Source organism: Arcobacter aquimarinus (genome assembly GCF_013177635.1).
GTDB lineage: Bacteria > Campylobacterota > Campylobacteria > Campylobacterales > Arcobacteraceae > Aliarcobacter > Aliarcobacter aquimarinus.
Map to the genome: position 1 here is coordinate 884,953 of NZ_CP030944.1, position 26,723 is coordinate 911,675.

The 26,723-nt window shown below is 26.7% G+C and carries 32 protein-coding genes; 12 read left to right on the forward strand and 20 right to left on the reverse strand.

The annotated features are described in order from the left end of the window. Positions 1-4: 4 nt before the first annotated feature. Positions 5-586, forward strand: coding sequence for an NUDIX domain-containing protein (locus tag AAQM_RS04385; RefSeq protein WP_129095604.1), 582 nt, complete (start codon positions 5-7; stop codon positions 584-586). After that, positions 587-1,063 (forward strand): c-type cytochrome, encoded by a 477-nt coding sequence (locus AAQM_RS04390; RefSeq protein ID WP_129095603.1) that lies wholly within the window; start codon positions 587-589, stop codon positions 1,061-1,063. Position 1,064: 1 nt separating this feature from the next. On the opposite strand, the gene AAQM_RS04395 is transcribed toward AAQM_RS04390, so the two are convergent. Then, positions 1,065-2,078, reverse strand: coding sequence for a phospholipase A (locus tag AAQM_RS04395; RefSeq protein WP_129095602.1), 1,014 nt, complete (start codon positions 2,076-2,078; stop codon positions 1,065-1,067). Between the two features lie 120 nt (positions 2,079-2,198). Here AAQM_RS04395 and rpe point away from each other — a divergent pair, with 120 nt between their 5' ends. The 4 genes from rpe to AAQM_RS04415 are packed head-to-tail and all read left to right on the forward strand — an operon-like array spanning position 2,199 to position 4,791. Further along, entirely contained in the window at positions 2,199-2,840 is a 642-nt protein-coding gene (rpe, locus tag AAQM_RS04400; RefSeq protein ID WP_129095601.1) for a ribulose-phosphate 3-epimerase, read from the forward strand. Position 2,841: 1 nt separating this feature from the next. After that, complete coding sequence (locus tag AAQM_RS04405; RefSeq protein ID WP_129095600.1) at positions 2,842-3,438, forward strand: phosphoribosylanthranilate isomerase; 597 nt, start codon at positions 2,842-2,844, stop codon at positions 3,436-3,438. Then, complete coding sequence (locus AAQM_RS04410; protein ID WP_129095599.1) at positions 3,425-4,243, forward strand: 3'-5' exonuclease; 819 nt, start codon at positions 3,425-3,427, stop codon at positions 4,241-4,243. The genes AAQM_RS04405 and AAQM_RS04410 overlap by 14 nt, the downstream gene beginning before the upstream one ends. 2 nt (positions 4,244-4,245) lie before the next feature. Then, positions 4,246-4,791, forward strand: coding sequence for an HD domain-containing protein (locus AAQM_RS04415; protein ID WP_129095598.1), 546 nt, complete (start codon positions 4,246-4,248; stop codon positions 4,789-4,791). Positions 4,792-4,815: 24 nt separating this feature from the next. On the opposite strand, the gene AAQM_RS04420 is transcribed toward AAQM_RS04415, so the two are convergent. Genes AAQM_RS04420 through AAQM_RS04435 form a run of 4 tightly spaced genes read right to left on the reverse strand, consistent with a single transcriptional unit; the run spans position 4,816 to position 7,690 of the window. Then, positions 4,816-5,379, reverse strand: coding sequence for a 2-oxoglutarate:acceptor oxidoreductase subunit OorC (locus AAQM_RS04420; RefSeq protein WP_129095597.1), 564 nt, complete (start codon positions 5,377-5,379; stop codon positions 4,816-4,818). A gap of 11 nt (positions 5,380-5,390) precedes the next feature. Next, positions 5,391-6,224, reverse strand: a complete 834-nt coding sequence (locus AAQM_RS04425; RefSeq protein WP_128987511.1) for a 2-oxoglutarate ferredoxin oxidoreductase subunit beta — start codon at positions 6,222-6,224, stop codon at positions 5,391-5,393. A gap of 2 nt (positions 6,225-6,226) precedes the next feature. Next, on the reverse strand, positions 6,227-7,357 hold the full coding sequence (locus tag AAQM_RS04430; RefSeq protein ID WP_129095596.1) for a 2-oxoglutarate synthase subunit alpha: 1,131 nt from the start codon (positions 7,355-7,357) through the stop codon (positions 6,227-6,229). Positions 7,358-7,366: 9 nt separating this feature from the next. After that, positions 7,367-7,690 (reverse strand): 4Fe-4S dicluster domain-containing protein, encoded by a 324-nt coding sequence (locus AAQM_RS04435; protein WP_129095595.1) that lies wholly within the window; start codon positions 7,688-7,690, stop codon positions 7,367-7,369. A 349-nt stretch (positions 7,691-8,039) separates the two neighbouring features. Here AAQM_RS04435 and AAQM_RS04440 point away from each other — a divergent pair, with 349 nt between their 5' ends. The 4 genes from AAQM_RS04440 to trpC are packed head-to-tail and all read left to right on the forward strand — an operon-like array spanning position 8,040 to position 11,154. Beyond that, positions 8,040-8,702, forward strand: coding sequence for a tRNA1(Val) (adenine(37)-N6)-methyltransferase (locus AAQM_RS04440; protein WP_228722703.1), 663 nt, complete (start codon positions 8,040-8,042; stop codon positions 8,700-8,702). Beyond that, positions 8,695-9,078 (forward strand): YkgJ family cysteine cluster protein, encoded by a 384-nt coding sequence (locus AAQM_RS04445; protein WP_129095593.1) that lies wholly within the window; start codon positions 8,695-8,697, stop codon positions 9,076-9,078. Before AAQM_RS04440 ends, AAQM_RS04445 begins: the two co-directional genes overlap by 8 nt. An 11-nt stretch (positions 9,079-9,089) precedes the next feature. Continuing rightward, on the forward strand, positions 9,090-10,376 hold the full coding sequence (locus AAQM_RS04450) for a tetratricopeptide repeat protein (RefSeq protein WP_171920656.1): 1,287 nt from the start codon (positions 9,090-9,092) through the stop codon (positions 10,374-10,376). After that, positions 10,363-11,154, forward strand: coding sequence for an indole-3-glycerol phosphate synthase TrpC (gene trpC, locus AAQM_RS04455; protein ID WP_129095591.1), 792 nt, complete (start codon positions 10,363-10,365; stop codon positions 11,152-11,154). Before AAQM_RS04450 ends, trpC begins: the two co-directional genes overlap by 14 nt. Before the next feature lie 17 nt (positions 11,155-11,171). Here trpC and AAQM_RS04460 read toward each other — a convergent pair whose 3' ends face one another. Beyond that, the gene (locus tag AAQM_RS04460) at positions 11,172-11,999 is read right to left on the reverse strand and encodes a LysR family transcriptional regulator (RefSeq protein WP_129095590.1); all 828 of its coding nucleotides are present in this window, start codon (positions 11,997-11,999) and stop codon (positions 11,172-11,174) included. Positions 12,000-12,093: 94 nt separating this feature from the next. Between AAQM_RS04460 and AAQM_RS04465 the strand changes: the two genes are divergently transcribed. Then, positions 12,094-12,309: a tautomerase family protein gene (locus AAQM_RS04465; protein WP_129095589.1), complete on the forward strand. Its 216-nt coding sequence runs from the start codon at positions 12,094-12,096 to the stop codon at positions 12,307-12,309. A 26-nt stretch (positions 12,310-12,335) separates the two neighbouring features. On the opposite strand, the gene AAQM_RS04470 is transcribed toward AAQM_RS04465, so the two are convergent. The 12 genes from AAQM_RS04470 to AAQM_RS04525 form a co-directional block, all read right to left on the reverse strand. Beyond that, positions 12,336-13,016, reverse strand: a complete 681-nt coding sequence (locus AAQM_RS04470) for a YggS family pyridoxal phosphate-dependent enzyme (protein ID WP_129095588.1) — start codon at positions 13,014-13,016, stop codon at positions 12,336-12,338. Between the two features lie 11 nt (positions 13,017-13,027). Continuing rightward, positions 13,028-14,086, reverse strand: a complete 1,059-nt coding sequence (rseP, locus tag AAQM_RS04475; RefSeq protein WP_129095587.1) for an RIP metalloprotease RseP — start codon at positions 14,084-14,086, stop codon at positions 13,028-13,030. 9 nt (positions 14,087-14,095) lie between these two features. After that, the gene (pgsA, locus tag AAQM_RS04480) at positions 14,096-14,638 is read right to left on the reverse strand and encodes a CDP-diacylglycerol--glycerol-3-phosphate 3-phosphatidyltransferase (RefSeq protein WP_129095586.1); all 543 of its coding nucleotides are present in this window, start codon (positions 14,636-14,638) and stop codon (positions 14,096-14,098) included. Continuing rightward, positions 14,638-15,417 (reverse strand): enoyl-ACP reductase, encoded by a 780-nt coding sequence (locus AAQM_RS04485; RefSeq protein ID WP_129095585.1) that lies wholly within the window; start codon positions 15,415-15,417, stop codon positions 14,638-14,640. The genes pgsA and AAQM_RS04485 overlap by 1 nt, the downstream gene beginning before the upstream one ends. Next, entirely contained in the window at positions 15,417-16,304 is an 888-nt protein-coding gene (gene dapA, locus AAQM_RS04490; protein WP_129095584.1) for a 4-hydroxy-tetrahydrodipicolinate synthase, read from the reverse strand. Before dapA ends, AAQM_RS04485 begins: the two co-directional genes overlap by 1 nt. A gap of 2 nt (positions 16,305-16,306) precedes the next feature. Then, positions 16,307-16,774: a globin domain-containing protein gene (locus AAQM_RS04495; protein ID WP_129095583.1), complete on the reverse strand. Its 468-nt coding sequence runs from the start codon at positions 16,772-16,774 to the stop codon at positions 16,307-16,309. After that, positions 16,774-18,117 carry a M16 family metallopeptidase gene (locus tag AAQM_RS04500; protein ID WP_412784087.1) on the reverse strand — a complete coding sequence of 448 codons (1,344 nt, stop codon included), beginning with the start codon at positions 18,115-18,117 and terminating at the stop codon, positions 16,774-16,776. Before AAQM_RS04500 ends, AAQM_RS04495 begins: the two co-directional genes overlap by 1 nt. A gap of 11 nt (positions 18,118-18,128) precedes the next feature. Next, a complete protein-coding gene (locus tag AAQM_RS04505) occupies positions 18,129-19,187 on the reverse strand; it encodes a quinone-dependent dihydroorotate dehydrogenase (protein ID WP_129095582.1) in 1,059 nt (352 codons plus the stop codon). 44 nt (positions 19,188-19,231) lie between these two features. Further along, entirely contained in the window at positions 19,232-20,941 is a 1,710-nt protein-coding gene (locus AAQM_RS04510) for an ABC transporter ATP-binding protein (protein WP_129095581.1), read from the reverse strand. Positions 20,942-21,004: 63 nt separating this feature from the next. Beyond that, complete coding sequence (murJ, locus tag AAQM_RS04515; protein WP_129095580.1) at positions 21,005-22,312, reverse strand: murein biosynthesis integral membrane protein MurJ; 1,308 nt, start codon at positions 22,310-22,312, stop codon at positions 21,005-21,007. Continuing rightward, positions 22,312-23,883 carry an endonuclease/exonuclease/phosphatase family protein gene (locus AAQM_RS04520; protein WP_129095579.1) on the reverse strand — a complete coding sequence of 524 codons (1,572 nt, stop codon included), beginning with the start codon at positions 23,881-23,883 and terminating at the stop codon, positions 22,312-22,314. The genes murJ and AAQM_RS04520 overlap by 1 nt, the downstream gene beginning before the upstream one ends. 88 nt (positions 23,884-23,971) lie before the next feature. After that, positions 23,972-24,631: a ferritin family protein gene (locus tag AAQM_RS04525; protein WP_129095578.1), complete on the reverse strand. Its 660-nt coding sequence runs from the start codon at positions 24,629-24,631 to the stop codon at positions 23,972-23,974. A gap of 261 nt (positions 24,632-24,892) precedes the next feature. Between AAQM_RS04525 and AAQM_RS04530 the strand changes: the two genes are divergently transcribed. Then, on the forward strand, positions 24,893-25,297 hold the full coding sequence (locus AAQM_RS04530; protein WP_128987546.1) for a Fur family transcriptional regulator: 405 nt from the start codon (positions 24,893-24,895) through the stop codon (positions 25,295-25,297). A 7-nt stretch (positions 25,298-25,304) separates the two neighbouring features. Here AAQM_RS04530 and AAQM_RS04535 read toward each other — a convergent pair whose 3' ends face one another. Then, the gene (locus tag AAQM_RS04535; RefSeq protein WP_129095577.1) at positions 25,305-26,228 is read right to left on the reverse strand and encodes a calcium/sodium antiporter; all 924 of its coding nucleotides are present in this window, start codon (positions 26,226-26,228) and stop codon (positions 25,305-25,307) included. A 1-nt stretch (position 26,229) separates the two neighbouring features. After that, the gene (ybeY, locus tag AAQM_RS04540) at positions 26,230-26,649 is read right to left on the reverse strand and encodes an rRNA maturation RNase YbeY (protein ID WP_129095576.1); all 420 of its coding nucleotides are present in this window, start codon (positions 26,647-26,649) and stop codon (positions 26,230-26,232) included. Between the last annotated feature and the right edge of the window lie 74 nt (positions 26,650-26,723).

Below are 26,723 nucleotides of genomic sequence, written 5' to 3' on the forward strand. Positions count from 1 at the left end.
ATTTATGATAAATATAATAGAAGATATAAAAATAAGTGAATTAAAAGATACAAAATTTGTACATCCTATAAAAGTAACATTTAATCAAAATGGTAAAAATAAGAGTTGGGAAGCAGTACGAAGTCATGATAGTGTAGCAATACTTTTATATCATAAAGAAAAAGACTCTTTTTTACTTGTAAAACAGTTTCGTATGCCTGTTTATTTAAATGATAATAGTAAAACTTTTACCTATGAGTTATGTGCAGGACTTTTAGATAAAAATAAATCAATAGAAGAAATAGTCGTAGAAGAGATAGACGAAGAGTGCGGATATAAGGTTGACATAAAAAATATTCAAAAAGTAACCTCTTTTTTTACAAATGTTGGAATAAGTGGAGGTTGTCAGCATCTTTATTTTGCAGTTATTGATGAATCAATGAAAATCCACGATGGAGGCGGAATAAATGATGAACAAATAGAGTTGTTTTTCCTTCCAATAAATCAAAGTGAAGAGTTTATTTTTGATGAATCAAAAGCAAAAACTCCTGGTTTAATATTTAGTTTTTATTGGTTTTTAAAAAACAAAAAAGCTTTAGGATTTTAGATGAAAATATTTTATTTAATTTTTTTAATTAATCTATTTTTATTTGCCGAAGAACCAACTCTTGAAAATAAACAAGAAAGTGAAATACCAAATCAACAAGAGGATTTTTTAAATATAAACAACTCATTTATTACAAAATATGAGTATGGAAAAATGCTTTTTAATAATCCAAGAGGAATAGGCTGTAGTAATTGTCATGGAGAAGATGCAAGAGGAAGAAAAATAGTAGAATTTAAGCATGTACATGATAAAAAAAACTATAATTGTAGTTTGGTTGCTCCTGACATTAAAGATATTGAGTATGAATTATTTTATACAAAAGTTAATTCAAAAAAGAATCCAAATTTGAAGTTTGAAAAGCATCAAGTTTGTGATAAGTTAATTTATTATGCAAATGTGATGCCAACTTACTTTTTAGTTGAAGAAGAGATAGAAGCAATCTATTATTATATTAAAAATTTAAAGGAGAAAAAATAGCTTATCTAGAAAAAGCTATTCCTAATCCTATTTTGTGAATTTCTCTATCATAATCAATTAAACTATTTCCATAACCTGAAAAAATTTGTAACATTCCATAACTATTATTTGTTGACAAAAATTCTGGTAGTGGGAATGTCCAGTTTAACTCAGCAGAGCCTTTATTTTGGCTATTTAAACGAAGATTATTCCTTAACAATAGTTCAAAAGTATGTTTTTTATAAGCATATAAAAACGTCAAGTCTCCATAACCATAATAGTCTTCTATATTAGGATTATCATCATCAGCTTTTTTTTCAGGTATCCTATACCAAATTTTCGGAATAACAAAAAGATTAGCAAATTGAAAATAACCTGCTAAATACAATCTATTCCATGATCTTGATTCTTCATCATCTTTACCATTTGATGAGTGTAATAAAGAAATTTTATATGTTTTTAATAAGCTATTTTCCTTATATGGAAATTGAACAAATATTTCAGGTTCATAATTTGTTTCTCTAAATGGAGAAGATTTTTTTGATGTTTGCCAAAATGATTTTTGAGTATAAGCAGCACTTATTGATTCATTTAAACCAAAAAAATTATAAGAAATAGGTTTTTCAACACTTATTTGAAAAGTTGTTTCAAAGTTACTTCTATCTTCAATTTCATTTATAGAGTAATTTACAGGTAATAAATAGTTTTTTTTGTAAGGATAGAGACTAAAATCTTTTATAATAGATTGTTTTAGATTTTCATTTGTTTCATTATCATCTAATTTATCTATTTGTTTTTGATAAAACTCTTTTTTCATAGAGGTATAAGTTCTATCTTTTTCATTTTCATGATTTTTTTCTAAATTAAATAAATAAGTATCTTCTTTTGAGATATTAGAAGTGGCTATTTTTTTATATAAAAGCATAGCTTCTTTAAAGTTTCCTTCTTCTTCTAATTTCAAAGCTTTTTGATAAATATCATTTGGAGTTTGTGCAAAACAAAAATTACAAATAATAAGAGATAATATCTTTTTCATAACCAACCATTTTATTTTTACTTGTATTCTACAGCAAAAAATATAAGAGATAAATTTTTATACTTTCTAAAAGATTTTTAATGATATAATCGACCAAAATTAGAAAAAAGGTTATAAAAGATGCTAGTGGCACCTTCAATATTATCAGCAGATTTTGGAAATTTAGCACAAGAAATAAAAGCTATTTGTGATGGTGGTTGTGATTTAATTCATGTAGATGTAATGGATGGACATTATGTTCCAAATATGACAATAGGTCCTGTTGTTGTAAATTCAGTTGCAAAAGTAGCAACTAAACCTCTTGATATTCATTTGATGGTTGAAAATAATACATTTTTTGTAGATTTATTTGCTCCTTGTAAACCTCTTTATATCTCTTTTCATATCGAAAGTGAAAATCATCCTCATAGGCTTATTCAAAAAATCAGAGATTATGGAATAAAACCCGCAATTGTTTTAAATCCTCATACTCCACCTGAAGCGATTGAGTATTTGCTAGAAGATTTAGATATGGTTTTGTTAATGTCTGTAAATCCAGGTTTTGGTGGACAAAAATTTATTCCAAGTGTTGTAGAAAAAGCAAAAAAATTAAAAGAATTAATAAACAAAAGAAATCCAAATTGTTTGATTGAAGTAGATGGTGGAGTAAATGATAAAAATATCCACATTTTAAAAGAGGCTGGTGTTGATGTTGTTGTTGCAGGCTCTTACGTATTTGGAAATTCTGATTATTCAACAGCAATAAAAAGTTTACAGGTGTAAAATGAGAGTTAAAATTTGTGGTATTACAAATTTACAAGATGCATATGACGCTGTAAATGCAGGTGCTGATGCTTTAGGGTTTGTTTTTTATAAAAATTCACCAAGATATATAGAACCTTTAAAAGCTAAAGAAATAATAGAAAAACTTCCTCCATTTGTTCAAGCTGTTGGACTTTTTGTAAATGAAAATGAAAACTTTATAAATGAAGTTTGTAAAGATTCAAAAATACAACTTGCTCAAATAATTGATGATTATGAATTAATAAATTTCGATTTATTAAAAACTAAATATATAAAAGTAATAAGAGTTCAAAATAAAAAAGATTTACAAAATCTAAATAATGAGTTTTATTTAGTTGATGCTTTTGTTGAAAGTTTTGGTGGAGAAGGGAAAAGATTGGCTCTTGAATGGTTTGAGTCATTAGATTGTTCAAAATTTATTCTTGCAGGTGGTTTAACTTCAAATAATTTAAAAGAATTAAATGGCTTTGGTTTTTATGGAGTTGATGTAAGTTCTGGAGTTGAGTCGAATATAAAAGGTAAAAAAGATAGACAAAAAATAGTAGATTTCGTAAAAGAGGCTAATGAAATCAAATAAAAGGATTACTCCTAAACCTCAATTCAAATTTCAAAATATTTTGCAAAGATTATTAAAAGAACCTATTTTATATAGTGAATTTTTTGAGCTTTTAAAAAAAGCAAGTGATAGTATATATGAAAATCCTGAGCTTGAATTTGAACTTCTTATATCAAATGGATTGCCTTTAGATTTTGAGGAAGATTATCTGTTTTTAAAAACAACAAAATGCTCTATTTTTGATCAAACTTTTTGTATAGTAGATATTGAAACAAATGGTGGAAGTGCGAAAAAAGGTTATCAAATTATAGAACTTGGTGCCGTTAAATATAAAAATGGAGAAATAATAGATAAATTTGATTCATTGATTTTTGCAAAAGATATTCCACCTTATGTTCAAGAAGTGACAAATATTACTCCAAAGATGTTAGAAAATGCTCCAAGGCTAGAAAAAGTTTTAAAAGATTTTAAAGTTTTTTTAGAAGATGATGTTTTTGTAGCTCATGATATTAAGTTTGATTATACTTTTATATCAGACTCTTTTGAAAAATACAATCTAGGGAAATTATTAAATAGAAAGATTTGTACAATTGATTTAGCAAAAAGAACTATAGTTTCTGAAAAGTATGGATTAAGTTCTTTAAAAGAGGTTTTAAATATTGAAGTAGATAATCATCATAGAGCTTATTATGATGCTTTAACAACAGCTATTATATTTGATAATTGTTTGAAAAATATAGATAAAAATAGGATTAAAACAGTTGAAGAGTTAATTTCTTTTTCTAAAAGTGATAGTATTATAAATAATCAACAAAAAAAGGATTGATTATGTTTTGCCAAGAAAATTATCTAAAAGCTTTAAACTTTGCAGCTAATGCTCATAAGGAGCAAAAGACACCTAAAGGTTTGCCTTATATTGTTCATTTAGCTTCTGTTTCAATGGAAGTTATAAATGCATGTGAAAAATCTAAACTTGATGAAGAAAAAGCAAATTTTGCAATAACTTGTGCTTTATTACATGATGTATTAGAAGATACTAAAACTACTTATGATGAGGTTTATTTAGAGTTTGGTTTGGAAGTTGCTGATGGTGTTGAAGCATTAAGTAAAAATAAAACTTTAGACTCTAAACAAGAACAAATGAGAGATAGTATAGAAAGATTATTAACTCAACCTTATGAAGTTCAAATGGTAAAATTAGCTGATAGAATTACAAATTTATCAACTCCTCCTGCTTCTTGGAATAATGATAAAATTAAAGCTTATTATAAAGAAGCTAAATTTATATTATCATGTTTGAAAAATTCGAATATATATTTATCAAAAAGATTAGAAGAGAAAATAGAAGAGTATAAAAATCATATTAAAGAATAAATAGAGGTTTTAGCCTCTATTTAACTAAGCATTAGCTTGAGCTTCTTGTGCGTATTTAAGACCTAAATCAAATGCTTTATTATTAATTTCATGTACTTTTTCAGGTACTTTTGAAAGCATTGTTTTTCTTAATACTTCATTTGGAACAGTTTCTCCTGTAAAGTAGTTAGCCATAGCTAATGCTAAAACTGATTGAGTAATAACATTTCCTACCTCTTCTTTTGCAATAGTAATAATAGGAATTTCATAGATTTTCCATTTTTTTCTATCTTCTTCTGTTGGTGAAACTAAATTTGGTTCAACAACAATAACTCCACCTTCTTTTACACCATTTTTAAATTGATGGTATGAAATATCAGCAACAGATAACATGAAGTCAATTTCTCCATCATTTGCATAAGGATATAAAATTTCTTCATCTTGTAAAGTAATATCAACAACAGTTGGCCCACCTCTTACTTGAGAAGTATATGTTGCAGTTTTTAAACCATATCCACCATTATTTATTTTAGCAGCTGCGAAAATCGCACCTGCAAGAAGAACACCTTGTCCACCAACACCTGTAAATCTCATTAACGTTTTTGCCATGATGTTTCTCCTTATAATTGAACCATAGTTTTATTTTTATGAGCTTCTTTTACTTTTTCATAAGCTTCACAATATTCAACAGCTTCAGTATCGTGTTTTAAGATACCTGTAGGGAAAATTCCTTTTTGCTCTTCAGGCTCTAATTTTTCAAATTTAGCTTTTGCCATTGAGATTGAATCAATCCACTCTAAGTTAGCCATAGCAGTAGCCATTTTATTTTTTCTTCCTAAGTTTACGTGACAGTTAGAGAATACTTCAACAAATGAGAAACCTTTATGTTCAAAAGCTTTAACTAAAGTTCTTTCTAATTTTTTAGGATCTAACATTGTTTCTCTTGCAACAAATGAAGCACCAGCTGCTTCAACTAATTTACAAGCATCAAAAGTAGGATCAATATTTCCTCTACTCATTGTAACAGTCCACATACCTTGAGGAGTTGTAGGAGATGTTTGAGAGTTTGTTAATCCATAAATGAAGTTATTGATAATTATATAATTTAAGTCAATATTTCTTCTACTTGCGTGAATTGTATGATTTCCTCCAATTGCAAGACCATCACCATCTCCACCAACAACAATAACTTTTTTATCTGGATTTGCTAATTTAATTCCAGTAGCATATGCTAAAGTTCTTCCATGAGTTGTATGAACTGTATTACAGTTGATATATGAAGAGAATCTTCCAGAACATCCAATTCCTGAAACAACACATACATCATCCATATTCCAACCAAGTTTTTCAATGGCTCTAATTACAGATTTTAAAATAACTCCATCACCACATCCCCAACACCATAGTGTTGGCATTTTGTCTGTTCTTAAATATTCATCATAATTAAAAGCCATGATTACATTCCTTTCACTTTTTCAATAATTTCTAGTGGAGATAAAGGTCTTCCATTTACTTTAAATAAAGTATCAAAATCAGATCTTCCAGATACTCTTTGAACTTCATCTGCAAATTGACCCATATTTAATTCTGTTACTAAAACCTTATCAAATTTTTTCATTAATTCATTGATTCTTTTAGCAGGACTTGGCCAAATAGTTTTTGGTCTAAACATACCTACTTTGATACCTTCTTTTCTTAATCTATTGATAGCTTCAGTTACACCTAAAGAAACAGAACCATAAGCAATAATCATAATGTCAGCATCATCTAACATATACTCTTCATTTAATTCTAATTCATCTAAGTGTGCATCTACTTTTTTGAATAGTCTTTTCATTAAAGCATCACATGTATCAGCATCTTCAGTAGGATGACCTGTAGGTCCATGATGAAGTCCAGTGAAGTGATATCTATAACCTTCAAACATTGGATTTAAAATAGCTGGTTCATCTGCACCTACACCATAAGGTTTATAATCTTTTTTATCACCAGTGAATTTTCTTCTTGAAATTTTTCCTGCTTGAACTTCTTCTAAATCTGGAATTGTCGCTTTTCCACTCATGTGACCAATTGTTTCATCTAATAAAACAAATACAGGTTGCATGAATCTATCAGCTAAATTAAATGCTCTTACAACTTCAGTGTAACACTCATTTAAATTTCCAGGACATAAAGTAATTGATTTTACATCTCCGTGAGTTGGATTTTTAGCTTGTAATAAATCCCCTTGAGCAACTCTTGTTGGAAGACCTGTTGATGGACCACCTCTCATAACATTTACTACAACTAAAGGAACTTCAGAAATATATCCAACACCTAAGTTTTCTGCTTTTAAAGAAATACCAGGTCCTGAAGAAGCAGTCATTGCTCTTTTTCCAGACATAGCAGCACCTAATGCTGTACAAATACCTGAAATTTCATCTTCCATTTGAATACATGCTTTTCCTCTAGCTGGTAATGCAGAAGATAATACGTGCATTATTTCACTTGAAGGAGTAATAGGGTATCCACCAAAAAACTCAACATCAGCGTCAAGCGCAGCTTTAGCTGCTAATTCATTACCTGTTGAAATTAGTTCTCTTGCCATCAATTCTCCTTATAGATCTTCATCTAATATTCTATAGTTATTTTTTATAACTTTTTCTTTTCTTTCTTTTGCTTCTTCTGATAATTTAGCAAATTTAAACTCTTTCTTATCTGCAACATAAATAGCAAAATCAGGACATGCTAACTCACAGTCTGTACAACCAATACACGACTCAGGGTGTACTACTTTAATCATAGAACCTAAAGTAGAATGAATTTCTTGTCTCATAGCAAGTACGCCAGCAGGACAAACAGAAACGCACTTATCACATGCCTTACATCTAGCTTCATTTACCCATACAGGAGTATTAGCAGGAGCTTCCATATTAGACATAATTTCTCCTTAAATTATTTAAAATCAATACTTGAATAAACTCAATATATTATCCTTGAATCATAGCCTATAATAGTTCTAAAAATTAATTTATTTTAAGATTTTAATAGTTGAATTTTTCTCTTGTTACCTTTTGCTACAAGAAAAATAATCTTCTATAAATGGGCGATTTTATATATAAATTAGCTTAAAATATTTATTTAATTTATATATGAAAGAGTTAATTAAATATGAGTTAAAACTCAAATTTATTAAAGTTGGATATAATTCACCTAAATAAATAAAGGAATTTTTTTTGGTTTTGTATCAGCCTATAAATGGATATTGTTATAATAGTGACACTCATTTTTTGTTTAATTTTATTTGTGAAAATTTTAAAATATATAAAAACATTAAAGGTGATTTATTAGATATAGGTAGTGGTAGTGGGATTTTGGGTTTATTAGTTTGTAATGAATTTAAAAAAATAAATTTGAATCAGTGTGAAATTCAAAAAATGTTTCAATTTTTCTCAACTAAAAATGCACAAACTAATAAAATAAAAACTACTTTGTATGAAGGTTCTTTTAAAAATATAGAGTTTGATAAAAGATTTGATATTTGTGTTTCAAATCCACCTTTTTATCATAGTGATGTGATAAAAAGTGAAAATCAATCTTTGAAAATTGCAAGATATAATGATTCTTTACCTTTAGAGGATTTTATACAAAAAAGTTCAATAATTTTGAAGCAAGATGGTAAGTTACTTTTTTGTTATGATTCTAAACAAATAGCTCAGATTATTGTTTTGCTACAAAAATATAAATTTAATCTTGAATCATTACAGTTTGTTCATCCAAAAATTTCAAAAGATGCAACTTTGGTTTTAGTATATGCAAGAAAAAATTCTAAATCATTAGTTAAAATATTTAATCCTTTAATTGTTTTCAATGAAGAAAATGAATTTACAAAAGAAGTAGAAAATATATATATAAAATCTTCAACATATAGTATAAAGGCTGATTTTGAGTAATTTGATAAAAAAAGAGGGATTTGATTTTGCTTTTGATCCAAAAGGGTGTGAAAGTTGTAAAGGAAACTGCTGTATAGGAGAAAGTGGATATATTTGGATAAGTATAAATGAGATACAGAATTTGGCTTTACAATTAGATTTATCAGTTGAAGAGTTAAAAAACAAATATTTGAATAAAATAGGTTATAAATACAGTATAAAAGAGGTAAAATTAGCTTCAAACAATTTTGCTTGTTGCTTTTTTAATTTAGAAGAAAAAAAATGTTCAATTTATGAAGCAAGACCAAGTCAGTGTAGGACTTTCCCTTTTTGGGATTATTTTAAAGAAAATAAAGAAGAGGTATATAAAGAGTGCCCAGCTATAAAAAATCTTTAGTTTTTTGCCTATTGTTATCAATATTTACAGGATGTTCTGTAAAAGATACAACTTTAGATAATAAAGATAAACAAATAGTATTTAAAAAAGTAGAGTTAAAAAATTTTGATTTAGAAGATTTATTTATTATGTATGCAATTGAATCTGAGAATCAAAGAATGTATTATAATGCAAAAGAGTTATATTTAAACTTGTTTGAAAATACAAATAATTATGAATATTTAGTTAAACATTTAACATTAGCAACTCAGTTAAAAGAGTTCTCTTTAGTTAAAGATAATGCTTCAAAATATATGATGGAAGATATAAAAGAAGAGGAGATTATATTAAGACTTTATACTTTTTCATTATTTAAATTACAAGAGAAAGAAAAATCTATTTTAAATGCAGAAAAATTAATATCTAAATATAAAAATGATATAAACCATGAATTACTAGGAAGTATATATTTAGAAGATAAGAATTTTTTAAAAGCTTATGAAGCGTTTAGTAATGCTTTTTTAATAAATAATTCAAGTAATACTTTATTGACATTAACAAATATTCAATTTTTTAGTTTACAACAAAAAGAAGAAGCTATTAAAAAATTAGAAAATTATATAGAGCAAAATGAGTATAATTTTAATCTATCTTTACAGCTTTTAACATTTTATGAAAAAGATGAATCTAAACAAAGATTAACAAATTTATTAAAAAGAATGTTTGTTTTTTATAAAAATAGTGATAATCAACTTTTATTAAATAAGACAAAGACACTTTTTCTTAAATATTTAGTAAATGATGATGTAAATTTATTGATTAATTTTTGGGAAGAAAATGGTGAAGAAGATGATATTTTATTAAATTTATATGGAATGACAAATCAATCTTCTAAAGCTTATAAGTTGCTAAATAAATTATATGTAAACTCTGATAATATGGATTATTTAGCACAACAAGCAATCTTAGAGTTTGAAATGGCTCAAGATAAAAAAACAGTTTTAAATGAAGTTATTTCAAAATTTGAAAAAGTTTTAGAAACTTTAGATAATCATGTTTATCAAAACTATTTAGCTTATATTCTAATAGATTTTGATTTAGATGTAAAAAAAGGCTTAATATTAGTATCAAAAGCTTTAGAAAAAGATCCATCTAATGTGGCTTATATTGATACTCTTGCTTGGGGAGAATATAAAATGAATAACTGTAAAAGTGCATATTATTATATGAAACAAGTTGTTGATGAAATTGGTTTAGAAGATGAAGAGATAAAACTACATTGGGAAAAAATAAAGGAGTGTAATAGTGATTTTAGATGAAATTATTGAAAAAACAAAACAAGATTTAGAAATTAGAAAAAAAGAGATAAGTTTAGATTTATTAGGAAGAACATTATCTTCAAATCCTTATATGCCTAGGGATGTTAAACCGTACTTGACTTCAACAAAAGAAGAGCCTATTAGAATTATTGCTGAAGTGAAAAAAGCAAGTCCTAGTAAAGGAATTATTAAAGAGAATTTTGATCCTTTATTGATTGCACAAGCATATAGTAATAGTGGTGCAAATGCAATTTCAGTTCTAACTGAACCACATTATTTTAAAGGTAATTTAGAATATTTAACTCAAATTAGAAGATATGTACCAACGCCACTTTTAAGAAAAGATTTTATTGTTGATAAATATCAAATAGTTGAAGCTTTAGTTTATGGAGCTGATTTTATTTTACTTATTGCAAAATCATTAAGTACAAAAGAGTTAAAAGAACTTTATGATTATGCTATTCATTTAGGACTTGAAGTTTTAGTTGAGATTCATGATAAGGAAGATTTAACAAAAGCTATAAAATGTGGAGCAACGATAATCGGAATAAATCATAGAAATTTAGATACTTTTGAGATGGATATGACTTTATGCGATAAATTAATTCCTCTTATTCCAAATGGAAAAATAATTGTTGCAGAAAGTGGAGTTTCAAATGTTGAAACTATTAAAAGATTAAGTTCAATTGGGGCGGATGCTTTTTTAATAGGAGAACATTTTATGAGAGTTCCATCGATTGAAGAAGAGTTAAAAAAATTTAAAAATTCTTTGAATTAAATAGTTAAATAAAACTCCTAGAATTTAAAGTTTTCTAAATAATCTTTTATTCTAGGAAGATAATCTTTTCTACAAACTATAGTTGTAGGAAGGTTTGCAATACTCTTTGGAAGTTTTTGAATCTTTAAATCTTTTTCATATTTTAGTTTTTTTACAATACTAAGAGGAAGAATACTTATTCCCATACCAGCTTTTACACAACCTAAAATAATCTCATAGTTTCCAAATTGTAGATTTTTATACTCTTTATCAAAGTTTTGTTTTAAATAATTTAATCCAAATTCATTGTATGCGCAACCATCTTTAAAAGATAAAAAAACGTCAGCTGCTGTTTCGTTTTTTGGTTCAACTAAAACTATTGTTTCATCTATTTTATTTAAAATCATTAATTCTTCATTTTTTGGTTCACCTGTTATAAATGCAATATCAACTTTATAATCAAGGACTTTTTTTGTTATTTCTCTTGTTGTATTAGTGATTAATTCTAAACTCATTAAAGGAAAATCATTATGTAATTCTAATAAAAAAGGAACAATTCTTGTACTTGCATTTGATTCTGTTGAACCAATAATCAAATGTTCTTGTTGGTTAATATTTTTCATTTCATTATTAGCTTGTTCTATTTTTTTTACAATTTCTATTGCATATGGATAGAGTTTTTCTCCCTCTTTACTTAAAATTACACCTTTAGGAACTCTATAAAATAGTATAGTATTAATTGATTTTTCTAATTGTTTTATTCTTGAAGTTACGTTTGATTGGGCAAAATTTAGATTTGCTGCAGCTTTTGAGATACTTTGTTCTTTTGCAACTTCAACAAAAACTCTTAATAAATTTGAATCCATATCTTTTTTCCTTATATCATCTATAATTATTTGTTATTTGACTTGTTATCATTTAAAGTGATATTATATTCAAAATATCTAAAAAAGGAAGAAAATGCCTGTAATAAATATAAAAATGACCCATGAAGATGGTGGAGCTACTAAAGAACAAAAAGAAGAATTGTCAAAAGGAATAACAGAACTTTTTGCAAAAATTTTTAATGGTAGAGGTGCTTCTAGTGCTGTTGTGATTATCGAAGAATTAAATACAGACAATTATGCAATTGGTGGGAAAACTATAACTCAAATAAGAAATGAAGTGAAGAAATAAAAAATAAATTTATTTAAAGACTAAATTTAGTCTTTAAATAAAGTGGAACCGACTCTAATCATGTTTGATCCACTTGCAATTGCAAGTTCAAAATCTGAACTCATACCCATAGAACAATATTTTGCTCCAAAAGGAACTAATTCATCAAATATTTTTTTTGTTGTTTTAAAAGATTCTTTGATAATTTTCTCATCTTCAACATGAGCACCAATACTCATAACACCTTTTAAAACTACATTTGGACAAATTTCTAATATTTGTTTATAAACTTCAACAGCAACTTCAGGAAGAACACCAGATTTTGTCTCTTCATAAGCTGAATTTATTTGAAGTAGGGCAGATAGTTTTTTATTTTTAGATTCAAGCTTTTTATTTAATTCAATTGCTAAATCTAAAGAATCTAAAGAATGAATTAAAGTAGGATTTAAATCTATTAGATTATTGATTTTGTTTTTTTGTAAAGTTCCTACAAAATGCCACTCTATTGGTAATTCTTCTAACTCTTCACTTTTTGCTTTTAAATCTTGAACTTTATTCTCTCCAAAAGCTCTTTGACCTGCTTCATAAAGAGTTTTTATATCTTGACTTGTAGAGTATTTTGAAATACCGATAATTTTAACTATATGATGCTCTGAAATTCTAAGTCTTGCACCTTCAACTTTTGTAATTAGATTATCTAGATTTTTTGTAGCTGTTTCTTTATTCATTGTTTCTCTTTTTAGTTATTTAAAAATATTCTATTAATATCATTATAAATTCCAAGAAGCATTAAACTTCCTAAAATTACCCATCCCATAATAGTTAAAAACATAAATACTTGGTCACTTGGCTTTCTTCTTGTTATCATCTCATATAAGTTAAACATTATATGTCCACCATCAAGAGCAGGAATTGGAAGAAGGTTTAAAACCCCAAGATTCACTGAAATTAAAGCAGTTATTGCTAATAAAGCTATGATTGAACTTTCACTTGCATCTGAAATAACTTTTCCAATTGTTATAACTCCACCAATTTCAGAACTAGGAACTATTCCTTGAATTAATTTTTGAACACCTTGAAAAATCATTGTTGAAGCAAAAATAGTTTTTTCATAAGCATAAACTAATGATTCAGAAAAAGATAATTCTAATGTTATTACTTTGCCAGAAGGTGAAATTCCAATCATTCTTTTTTTGATTTTTTCTTTAAACATATTTTCACTATCTGAAATATGTGGATTTATCGTTTTTGCAATAATTTTTCCATCTCTTTTAATGAAAAATTTTAAAGCACCATCTGTTTGAGTTATGATTTTTCCTATTTCATCCCAAGATTTTATATCGGTGTCATTTATTCTTAATATTTCATCATTTGCTTTTATTCCAGCATGAAAAGCAGGAGAATTTTCTTGAACAGTTCCAACTTGAGCAGCCCAAGTAGTTGCACCCATTAAAGCGATTGTAAAATATAAAATAGCAGCTAATAAAAAGTTAGCAAAAGGACCTGCAAATAATATTATTATTCTTTGCCAAGGTTTTTTGGTATTATATGAGTCATTACCTTCTTCTTTTAAAGATGGATTTCTATCATCTTGACCTTTCATTTGTACATATCCACCAAGTGGAATTAAAGCAAACTGCCAAGTTGTTCCCATCCACTCTTTTGCAAACAATCGTTTACCAAAACCAATTGAAAATACATGAACTTTTACACCAAAATAACGAGCTGCTAAAAAATGTCCTAATTCATGAAAAAAAACTAAAAATGATAAAACAAGTAAAAAAGTAATAGTACCCAAAAAAAGCCTTTAATTTTTGAAATAATCTCTTGTATATTCATATCCTGAATATATTGTTAAAATAACAGCTAACCATAAAATTTCAGTCGCAAATGGCCAGTTCATTGTTAAAAAACCTATTGCTATCATTTGAATAACTGTTTTTATTTTTCCTGCCATTGTTGAGGCTACATCTTTACCTTCAGATACAGCAACAACCCTAAGACCTGTTATAAAAAACTCTCTTGAAAGGATTAAAAATACAGCCCAAGCACTAGCTCTATTAATAACCATAAGACCTAGAAACCCAGCAAGAACAAGCATTTTATCAGCTAATGGATCTAGGATTCCACCAAGTTTTGTCATTTGATTCCAACTTCTTGCAATAAATCCATCAAAAAAATCAGTAACAGATGCAATTACAAATATAAGTCCTGCAAAATAATCAAACCAAGAAGGATGCCATGTAGAGAAAATAGGATTGTTTCTATCTATAAAAAACCATAGCATTAGCGGAGCTAATGCTATTCTAAAAAGTGCAAGTATATTTGGAAGATTTAGTGCTTTTGACATTATCTAAAAGTTGTCCCACCATCAACAATTAAAGTATGCCCTGTAATCCAAGATGCTTCACTTGTACATAAGAAATAACATGATTGTGCTAAATCTTCTGGTTGACCAATTCTATTTAATGGAGAATATTCAGCAGTTTTTGCTTTTACTTCTTCATAGTTAGTAAATGCTTTTAATGCATCTGTATCAATAGGACCACCTGAAACGGCATTTACTCTAATATTAAATTCACCAAGTTCATTTGCAGCATATCTAACCATTGCTTCAACAGCTGCTTTATTTGTTCCATGACCTGCATAGTTTTCGATATATACTAAGTTTCCAGTTGAAGATAGAGAAACTATAGCTCCACCACCAATTTTTTGCATTCTTTTTGCAGCTTGTTGCGCACCACATACAAAAGCATTTACAGTTGCAGTATAAATGTTATTTAACCCTCTTGGTTTTAATTTCATAAATTTACCATAACCACCAACAACAGCACGTCCATAAATCATAGCATTTGAGATAAAGAAGTCAACTCTATCAAAATCTTTATCTATTTCTTCAAATAATTCACTATATTTTTCAGGCTCTAAAATATTAAATGGGTAAGCTTTACATTTTACTCCAAATTTAGCTTCAACATCTTTACAAATTTCTTCTGCGATTTCACCATTTGAGTTATATGTAAATGCTACATTTATACCATTACTTGCAAATTTATAAACACATTCTTTACCAATTCCTTTTGTTCCACCTGAAATTACTAAAGTTTTTCCTTGCATATTATTACTCATTATTTTATTACCTCATATTTTTCTAAAGTTTTTTCTAATTTTTTCATTGTTTCGTTGCTTGGAGCAGTTAAAGGAAGTCTATATTCTAAAGTATCCAATAATCCAGTTAAATACATTGCAGCTTTAATTGGAATAGGATTACTTTCACAGAATAATACATTGTTTATCTCATATAGATTTTCATTTATTTTTTTTGCTTCATCTAAATTTCCATTAAATACATTTTTTACTAATTCAGATTTTAAATTAGGTAAGATGTTTGCAGTTACAGAAATAATACCTTTTGCACCACTTGCTAACATTGGAAAATCAACAGAGTCATCACCTGAAATTACTACTAAATCTTTTCTTTGTGATATTAATGAAATAGCCCTTTCCAAACTTCCTGTTGCTTCTTTAATAGCATAAATATTTTTAACATCGTCAAATAATCTAATAGCAGTTTCAGCACTTAAATCAACTCCTGTTCTACCAGGAACATTATATAGCATAACAGGAATTTCAACAGAATTTGCTATTGCTTTATAGTGTTGGTATAAACCTTCTTGAGTAGGTTTATTATAGTATGGAGTAACAGATAAAAGTCCATCCGCTCCCACATCTTGTGCGTGTTTTGCAATATCACATGCCTCATGTGTTGCATTAGAACCAGCTCCAGCAATAACCTTTACACCACTTCCTTTACAAACAGCAACAGCAACTTCTATACACTCTTTATGTTCACTGTGTGATAATGTTGCACTTTCTCCTGTTGTTCCAACAGGTACAACAGCATCTATTCCTTGCTCTATTTGTCTTTTTATTAAAGACTCATATTTTTGTAAATCTACTTTTCCATTTTTAAATGGTGTAATAAGTGCCGTCATTGAACCGGTAATAATATCCATATTTATCCTTTTTTTATTACTAAATCTTCTAATTCTTGTCTTTCATCAACATTTACTGTGTGTTTTGAAAAAGTTTCTAAAAAATTCCAAAAACTCTCTTTTGCATCAGTTGAAATATCAACTTTTTTTAAAACTTCTTCCATACATCCAAGCCATTCTCGTCTAGCTTTTTCTGTTATTGAAAATTGTTTATGAGTTTTTAACATATCAAAATGACCAACTGCATTTGAATAATGTTTTTCTCCACCACAAGCCTCAATAAAAAACTTTACATTATGAGCTTTTATTTTTTCTAACTCTTCTTCATCTTGAGGAAAAAAATTTCCTATATCACTATCAACTATTAAATCATAAAAATCACTAAATAGCTTTTTTAAACCTTCTTCTCCTAGTTCTTCAAGAAAAGCTGGCTTTGGGTATTCAAAATTTGGTTTTTCTCCAAAATCTGTTTTACTAATTTTATAGTCCATTATTTCTCTTCTTCTTTTAAAATAACAGTTGTAGAGTTGTTTTTTACTAAATATTTCTTAGCCACATTAACTAAGTCTTCTTTTGTTAGTTTCTCTACATTTTTTTCATAGTTTAAAAGAGGTTGAATATTGTCTCTTACTAAGTAAGAACCATATAAAGATGCAACTTCACTTGAACTTTCTAATGAGAAAATGAAATCAGCTTTTGTGTTGATTTTTATTTTCTCAATATCTTTTTGAGAAATGTCACCATCTTTTATTCGCGCAATTGTATCTAAAATTTCTTTTTCTATCTCTTTAGTATCGATTCCTTCATTTGCAACAGCAATAAACATAAACAATCCAGGGTCTTTAAGTTCCATATTATAGGCATAAATTGTGTTTACTAATCTTTTTTCATCAATAAGTTTTTTTTGTAAAATTGAACTTTTCCCACTACTTAAAAGTTCACTTAATGCACTAAGTGCCACTTGATCTTCATGCTCAAAGTTTGGAATATGATAAGTAATTGCAAGCATTTGAACAGCTGACTCTTTATGAATTGTAACTCTTTTATCTCCATCTTGTTTTGGTTCTACCATATGAACTTTTGAAGGAATATCTTTTGTATTTTTAATATTTTTAAAATATTTTTCAACAGAACTAAAAATATCCTTTTCATCAGCATCTCCTGCAACTACTACAATTGCATTTTTTGGTTGATAATATGTACTATGAAAATCTTTTATATCTTCAATTGTCCAATTTTGGATATCACTAGAAAATCCAATTGGTGTCCAATGATATGGATGATAAATATAAGCATTGTTAAATAATCTAAATTGTAAATATCCCATTGGATTATTATCTGTTCTCCAACGTCTTTCTTCAGCTACAACATCACGTTCTGGTTGAAATTCTTCATCTTTTAAAGTAAGATTTTCCATCAAATCAGCAAATAATTCTAATGATTTATTCATATTTTTAGAACTAGATTTTATATAATAATGTGTATAATCAAAAGATGTTGAAGCATTATTAACACCTCCAAAACCTTTTACAATCTCATCAAATTCTCCAGCTTTTAAATTTTTTGTTGATTTAAAATTTAAATGTTCTAACATATGAGCGATTCCACTTTTACCCATGATTTCATTTCTACTTCCAACTTTATAAAAAATATCAGTAGAGATAACATTTGAGCCATTTTTCATAGGAATAGCAACTATTTGCAAACCATTTTCTAAAGTTTTTGTATAATATTTTGGTAAATTACTTGCCATTGATTCTCCTGAAATCATTATTAATATTGAAAATTGAATAGCAAATATTTTTAATAATTTATTTAAGTTCATACTATTCATTTTTTTTCCTTTTATTTTAAATTAGCTCCAATAGCTTGTTGTATGTTTTCAAAACCATCTTTTGCTAAAAGTTCTAAAATTTCTTCATTTATTTTTCTTACCATTGACGGACCTTCAAAAACAAGTCCTGAATAGGCTTGAACTAAACTAGCTCCATTTTTAATTCTTTCATAAGCTTCTTTACCATTATAAATTCCACCTACTGAAATTAGAACAGTTTTCCCAAATAATTCTTGTGCTAATTCTTTAAATAAACTTCCAGATTTTTCAGTTAAGCAAGCTCCTGACAAACCACCAAAATTTTGACAATTTGGAACTAAACTATAATCAATAGTAGTATTTGTAGCAATAATCCCATCAGCACCTGCATTTATAGCGCTTTTACATAAATCAATAGCAATATTTGCTTCCATATCAGGAGCAATTTTTAATAATATAGGTTTGTTTGTTAATGCTTTAGCCATAACAAAAAGTTCAGTAATAAATTTTTCATTTTGCAAATCTCTTAAATTTGGTGTATTTGGACTTGAAATATTTATAACTAAATAATCACTGAAAGCTTCAAATTTTTTGATTAAAGTTTTATAATCACTTAGTGCAAATTCTTCAGGTGTTGTTTTGTTTTTACCAATATTTGCACCAATTGGAATAGAAAAAGGGTAAACTTTTTTTAAGTTTTTTAAAACTGTATGAGCTCCTAAATTATTAAAACCCATGGCATTTTGAACAGATTTTTGCTCAGGATATCTAAACATTCTTGGTTTTGGATTTCCATCTTGTGGCATTGGAGTCATTGTTCCAATTTCAGTGAAACCATACCCTAAAGATTTCATAGCTTTAATCATTGTTGCATTTTTATCAAATCCAGCTGCTAATCCAACTGGATTTTCAAATCTTACACCAAAAATTTCTTGAGTTAATTTTGGATTTGAAATATAGTTTTTCTTTTCCATATAAGATTTTGCAATTTTACAATTTCCTAGTAATTTTAAGCCAAATTCTCCGATATGATGTGCTGTTTCAGGTTCAAAACTAAATAAGATTTTTTTTAGTGTGTTGTAGTTAAACAAGATTAATCCCTTTTTTTAAATTGCTGCATTTTAGCTAAAAATCATCAAATATTAGCTGAATTATAAAGCCTTTGATATTCAAAACATGAGCTCAATAACTCTTGCTCTGTACCAATAGATAAAATTTTACCACTTTTAAACACTGCAATTTTAGATGCATTTTTTATTGTACTTAATCTATGTGCAATTATAAATGTTATTTTGTCTTGACTTACTTCTTGAATAACTTCACTAATAATTGATTCACTTTTATTATCAAGAGCAGATGTTGCTTCATCTAAAATTAGAATTTTTGGATTTTTATATAAAGCTCTAGCAATTGCTATTCTTTGTCTTTGTCCTCCACTTAAGTTTGTTCCAAATTCATCTAATACTGTATGAATTCCTTTTTTCATAGCCATAACAAAATCATAAGCATGGGCTTGTTTTAAAACTTCAATAACTCTTATTTCATCTACTTCATAACCATAAGCAATATTAGCAGCTATTGTGTCATTGAAGATATATACTCTTTGTGTTACAATTGAAATACTTTCTCTTAATGATTTTATATCAATATCTTTTATTGATTCATCATTTAATAAAATATCACCTTTTGTAGTATCATAAAATCTAACAATTAAATTTATTAAAGATGATTTTCCACCACCACTATCACCAACTAAAGCAACAATTTCACCTTTATTTGCTTCTAAATTTATATCTTTTAAAGCTGTAAAATCTTCATATTTTAATTCTACATTATTAAAGGAAATTTTATTTATATTTTCGGGTAATTGAAGATTTCCTGTTAAAATAGTTGCTTCTTTAGACATAATGTCATTTATTCTTTCATTTGCAGCAATAGCATCTTGCATTTTATTATATAGTGTAGATATTTTTTTTATAGGAGTATAAAGCATAAATAAAGCTGCTATAAATGAACTAAAAGTTCCAGTTGTCATCTCACCTGAAATTACTTTTTCCCCACCAACAATAATAACAGTTGCAAAAGCAATAGCACCTATAATTTCCATCAAAGGTGAAGTTAATTCGTTTGTTTTTATGGCTTTCATATTGTATTTGAAAAATATCATATTATGTACTGAAAACTTTGTAGCTTCAATTTTTTCCGTAGAATTAGCTTTAATTATTTCAATATTATTAAAAGATTCACTTAAACTTGAAGTAATATCTGAATTACTCTCTTGAGATTTAAAAGATAATTTTTTCATTCTTTTTGCTAATTTAGATAATGGATAAATTGCAAGTGGTAAAACAACTAATCCATAAAATGCAAGTTCTGGTGAATGATAGATTACAAGTCCAATTAATCCAACAATAGTTAAGGTTTCTCTTAAAAATTCTGCAACACTATTTGAAACTGCACCTTGAATTCTATTTATATCATTTACTATTCTACTTACAAGTTCTCCACCGTGTCTTTTTTGAAAAAAATCCATATCTAAAGTTAAGACATGAGAAAATAGTTTATCTCTTACTATTCTTGTAATATCTTGTCCAATGAAAGAGATATAATAAGATTGAATATATCTTCCAAAACCTTTAGCAGTATATAAAGCAATAATGATAAAAGGCATCATATAAAGCATATTTTCATCTTTATTAATAAAAATATCATCAAGTAGGGGTTGTATTGCATAAGCTGTTCCTGATGTTGAAGCAGCTACTAAAATTATTCCAACAAGTGAGTAAAAAAATTGTAATTTATAGTTTTTATAATAAGGTATATACTGTTTGAAAAAATCTTTCATAAAAATCCTATTTTATTTAATTGTGTAAAAGTCGCAATTATATCCTAATGTTGTTAAATATAATTAAACTTTATTTTTAAACATTTTTATAAATTTGTCAAAACCAAATGCTTTAATAGTTAGATAAAATAATATAAAACCACTAAGTGTACTAGCAAATGCTAATCCTGCAGCACCAAAAGGTTTGATTAATATAAGTGAAAATACTATATTCCAAGCTAAACTTTTCATAGATATTTTAGCTGATAAAAACTGTTGTTCATTTGCGTATAGCCAAAGAGAAAAGATTTTTGCTAAACCAAAAGGTAAAAGTCCTATTAAGTACATCGTTAAAATTAAAGCAGTATTTACAGTGTCTTCTTGTGTAAATGCTCCTCTTTCAAAAAGAAGTTTTACAATAAATTCATCGAAAACTATCCCAATTAACATAGAAATTGATAATACAGCAAACAAAATAATAGAAGATTTTCTCATTAAAGCTAATGCTTTATACTCTTCTTTATTTTTAATTGCACGAGCTACCATTGGAAATAGGGCGATTGATGTTGCAATTGCAAAAATAGCTAGCGGAAGTTGAAAAACTCTATTTGCATAATAAAGGTATGAAATAGATCCACTTATTAAAAATGAAGCTAGCCAAGTATCAATAAAAGCTGATAAATGCATAGTTGAAGAACCCAACGTAGCTGAAAAAAAGTTTTTATAAAATCTATTTTCTTCTTTTTTCTTATGTTTTTTAAAATGAAAAATTTTGCATAAGTTATGTTTTTTAACAGCAATTAAATGAACTAATATTTGTAAAAAACCACCTATAATTACCCCATAAGATAGATAAAAAGTAATTTCATATTTATCCATATTTTGTGAAATTAATAAAGCACTAATCATTCCTAAATTTAATAAGGCAGTTGAATATGCACTTGTTGCAAAATGGTGTTTGTATTGTAAAAGTGCAGCCATAAAAGTTACTGTAAAAATAATAGGTAAATAATAAAAATTTATAGCGAATAAAGGTGCTGCTAAATCAATAGTCTCTTTTGAAAAACCAATAGCAAAAGCTTTTGCTACTATATGAGAAAACAAAGTTACAAGTAATGATAATATAATTAAAAATCCAAAAAGTTGTAAAAATATAACAGAAGAAAATCTAATTTTATGTTTTGATTTTGCATAAGAAGGAATAAAGGCTTGTGTAAATGCCCCATCAGCAAAAACACTTCTAAATAAATTTGGTAATTTAAAAGCAATAAAAAATATATCTGAATAGATATTTGCACCTAAAACTGATGCTGTTAATAAATCTCTTATAAATCCTAAAATTCGTGAGACTAAAATACCTGAACTATTTGTAAAAATTGCTTTTTTTAACATTAATTTCCTATTTTGTAATCTGATAGATTATGTATTATTATTTGTTTATTTCCCTTGTATGAAGCTAAATGACCCCTTAAAATAGTGATATATTCGCCATTTTTTGGGAGTAAATCCCTATTTTTAGCATATAGTTTTATAAATCTATTTTCATCAAGATATAATCTTGAATTTTTTACAAGACCTTTTAGATTAGTAATAATTTCATTATCATATTTAAAGTCAAAAATATCTATAGAAGAAGCATCTAAATAAAAATCTTTATAATTTGTAACTTCTTTTTTTTCTTCTTCAACTATAAAATCTTTTATCTCTTTTAGTCCATTAAAATTTTGAATCTGATTTATTTGAAGGTCATAAGAGATACCTTCTTTTAACTCTTTAGCATTATTATAAAGGTATATAGCTCTATCATTTACTTTTTTTATTATAGCTTTATCATCTTCTTTATATATAACAACTACATCTTCTAAAAAAATGGGTTCAATTAATTTTTCTTTTTTATATAAATCTAAAATTGTTGAGATTTCTTCTTTTTCTATTTGTTTTAAAGGATTTTTATCTCCTTTTTGAATAGAAAATTCTGCAAAAATAGGTAGATGATCTGAAAAGCCTTCTCCTTTATGAATTTTTAAAAATTTATCATTACTCATTTTCCATCTTATTATCTCATTATTTTTATACAGATAGTCTGGTTTAAAAACTTGAAATGAATTTGGGATATAAGATAGTTTTTTATTATCAAATAGAGCAGGAGAAATTATTATATTGTCAGGAGTATTGTTTTGATTTTTAAATTTTGTAGAGAATCTTTCATTTGCTTTTATATCTAACCATAAGTTATAATGAACTCTTTTTTCTTCTTTTAATATATCATCATAAGTTACAAATTTTTCATTTATTGTGGTATTTAATACTTGATTTATTCCTGTTATTCCCATAGTATTATTTAATTTCTGACTTTTCTTAAAGGTTTCAAATTCATTATAATCAGCATTAAAATCTCCAATTAGAACATAATCATAATCTTTTTCAAGTTCAACTAATCTATCTTGTAAAGTTTTTGCATATTTTATTCTATAGCTTTCTCCAACAGCTTTTGAAGGCCAATGATTATTAAAAACTTTGAATTCTGTATTTTCATAAATAAAAGTTGTTTCTAAAATAGGTCTAAAAAGTTTTGTTTCAAATTTTACATCTAAGTTTTTTGAATTTTTAATCTCTATTTTTGATAATATTCCAAGTCCTACAGCAGAATTTGGATATTTTATAAATGAATAGTATTTATATTTAGGTAGATTTTTTTGTAAAAGTTTTATTAAATCTCTATTTTCAATCTCTTGTAAAGCAATAATATCAGCATCCAAGTCTGAAATTACTTTTACTAAATTATTTAATTTTATATTAAAATTTCTTTGATTCCATAAAGCTTTTCCATTTGGAATAAACTCTTGATATTCTGTTTTATCATTTTTTAAATCAAAAAGATTTTCTACATTATATGAAGCTATTTTTATATTTTGAGCATTTAGTGAAAGAAAAGATAAAAAAAGTAAGATTAATTTAAACAAGAAGGAACTCCGATAATTTTTTTGTAATATTATCGAAGATATTATTTTTAAAAGGTAAAACTATAAAAGTTTTACCTAATTAAAATAGTTAACCTACGGTTACATCACTAGATTTTTTCTTGAAATATTCTTTTTCAACTCTACATAATGGACACTCTTTTGGTGGTTTTTTACCTCTATGAACATGTCCACATACTTCACATACCCATTCTTCTTCTTCATCTGATTCTAAGAAACCTTCATCAATTAATGCTTGTTTTAATTCTAAATATTCTTTTTCATGTTCAACTTCAACTTTCCCTATTGCTTTGAACATTCTTGCTATCTCTTTTAATCCCTCTTCTTTTGCAATTGCTTCAAAATTTGGATACATTTCTTCATGTTCATATCTTTCACCATCAGCTGCGTATTGTAAGTTTTTCTTTGTTGAGTCTAACTCTACATCATGAACTAATTTGTTATAAGCTTTAAATTCAGCAATTGCATGATATTTTTCATTGTCAGCAGCTTCTTGGAAAAATCTTGCAATTTTATGGAAACCTTCTTCAAAAGCTATTTGTGCAAAAAATTCATATTTATTTCTAGCTTGAGATTCCCCTGCAAAAGCTTTCATTAAATTTACAGCTGTTAAATTTTCAGTTATCATTTCCATTTCTTGACCACAGCAGTGTAATTTTCCACCACCAACAGTTTGTACTTCTACCTCATTTCCACATTTATTACATTTATATGTTTCATATTGTCTCATTTTTTTTCTCCTACTTTAAAATACTTTAATTATAACGTTTTTTAATTATTCTTCGATAAAAATATTGATAAATTAATTATCAAAAGATAAAGATTATCGTTTGGAAATTATAAAATATTAAAACTTAAAAGAAAATTATTATCCTTTGCAAAATTTTATGTTATAATACTTTATGTAAATTTTAAAATAAATATTTAAAACTTATATATTTTATGTGGAAATAAATATTTAAGTAGTATTATTCCGCGAAAGGAAATAGAAATGACAAATTATACAAATTTATTAAAAGAATATGATTTAAAAGTTACTCCTCAAAGGGTAGCTATTGTTGAAGAACTTTATAATAATGGTCATATGAATATTGATGATTTATACAAAAAACTATTATCTAAGTTCCCTTCTATATCATTAGCAACCATTTATAAAAATATAAATGCAATGGTTGAAAAAGTTTTTCTATCTGAAGTTAAGTTACCAAATTCAAAATCAGTTTATGAATTGGTAAAAGTTGAACATGCTCATTTAGTTTGTTCTTCGTGTGGACATATTGAAGATATAATGCTAGATGCTTCATCTATTTTGGAAGAGGCTTCTAAAATTACTTCTTTTAAAATAGATTCTACAAACATAGTATTAAGTGGAATTTGTCCTAAATGTTCAAAATAGTCTAGTTTTAAACTAGGCTATTTTGTATTACTAATCCTAAAACTATCAACAACGCAATCCCTGCTGATTTATTATAAAGTTTATTTGCTGTTATAAATACTAACATTAATGTGGCTATGAAAGCTGCAGCTATATCAAAATAGTTACTAGAAAAATCAATATTAAGTGGATTTATAATTGCAGATAATCCTAAAACCATAGTGAAATTTGCCACATTTGAACCTATGATATTTCCTATTGCTAAATCAGCATTATTGTTTATAGCTGATTTAATAGAAATAGTAAGTTCTGGTAAAGATGTTCCAAAAGCTACTAAAAAAAGACCAATTATCCATTCACTAATTCCAAAACTTCTTGCAATATTTCCTGCACTATCAATTGCAAAATTTGCTCCAACAATTACAAAAATGAATCCAATTAGAAGTAAAACACCTGTTTTTAACCAGTTGAATTTTTCTTTTTTTAAATCTTCATCTATATCTTCTTCAAGAGAGTTTGAATTGATTAAAAACATAAGATATGCACCCATTAATAATAAAAATAAAATTCCATCAAACATAGATAATTTTCCATCAATTCCCATCAAAATAAATATTAAAATAGGAAAAAGTGACCAAGCTGAATCTTTTGCAAATAAATCTCTGTGTGGATTTATTTTTTTTGCAAGTAAAAAAACTAAACCTAAAACAAGTGAAATATTAAAAATAGTACTTCCAATTACATTTGCAACTGCAATATCAGCACTTCCTTTAGCTGATGCTGACATGGAAACAGCCATTTCAGGAAGACTTGTACCAACAGCTACTAAAGTAGCACCTATTACAAAACTTGAAATATTAAAATGAAGTGCAATTCTTTCACTCTCTTTTATTACAAAATCTGCTCCATATATAAGCCCTGCCATGGCGATTGTAAATATAATCAAATCCATTTTATGAATTCCTAACTATCAAACTATCTGGTAAATTAAATTTTTTTATTAATTCTTCTTCTTTATTTCTATGTTCTCCATTATCAACTTCATGGTCATATCCTAGAAGATGTAAAAGTCCATGAATAAATAATAATGAAAATTCCTCATCAAAACTATGTCCATACTCTTTTGCTTTTTCTTCCACAAAATCAGTTGAAATTACAATAGAACCTAAAGGCATATTATCAAAATCATATTCAAGAGGAAAACTTAAAACATCTGTTGCTTTATCTATATTTCTATGTTCTTTATTTAATTCTTGTATTTCATCATTTTTTACAACAAGAAGTTCTATATCTTTTTGTGTAAGTGAGTTTACAATTTTTTCTAAACCTAAAATATCAATTTCAAATTCAGTTTCATTATCTAAATCAATCATTATTAATCCATATTTAATTTGTGAAAATTATAACTAAAATTTAATAAGTTAAAGTGTATATTAATCTATTTAAA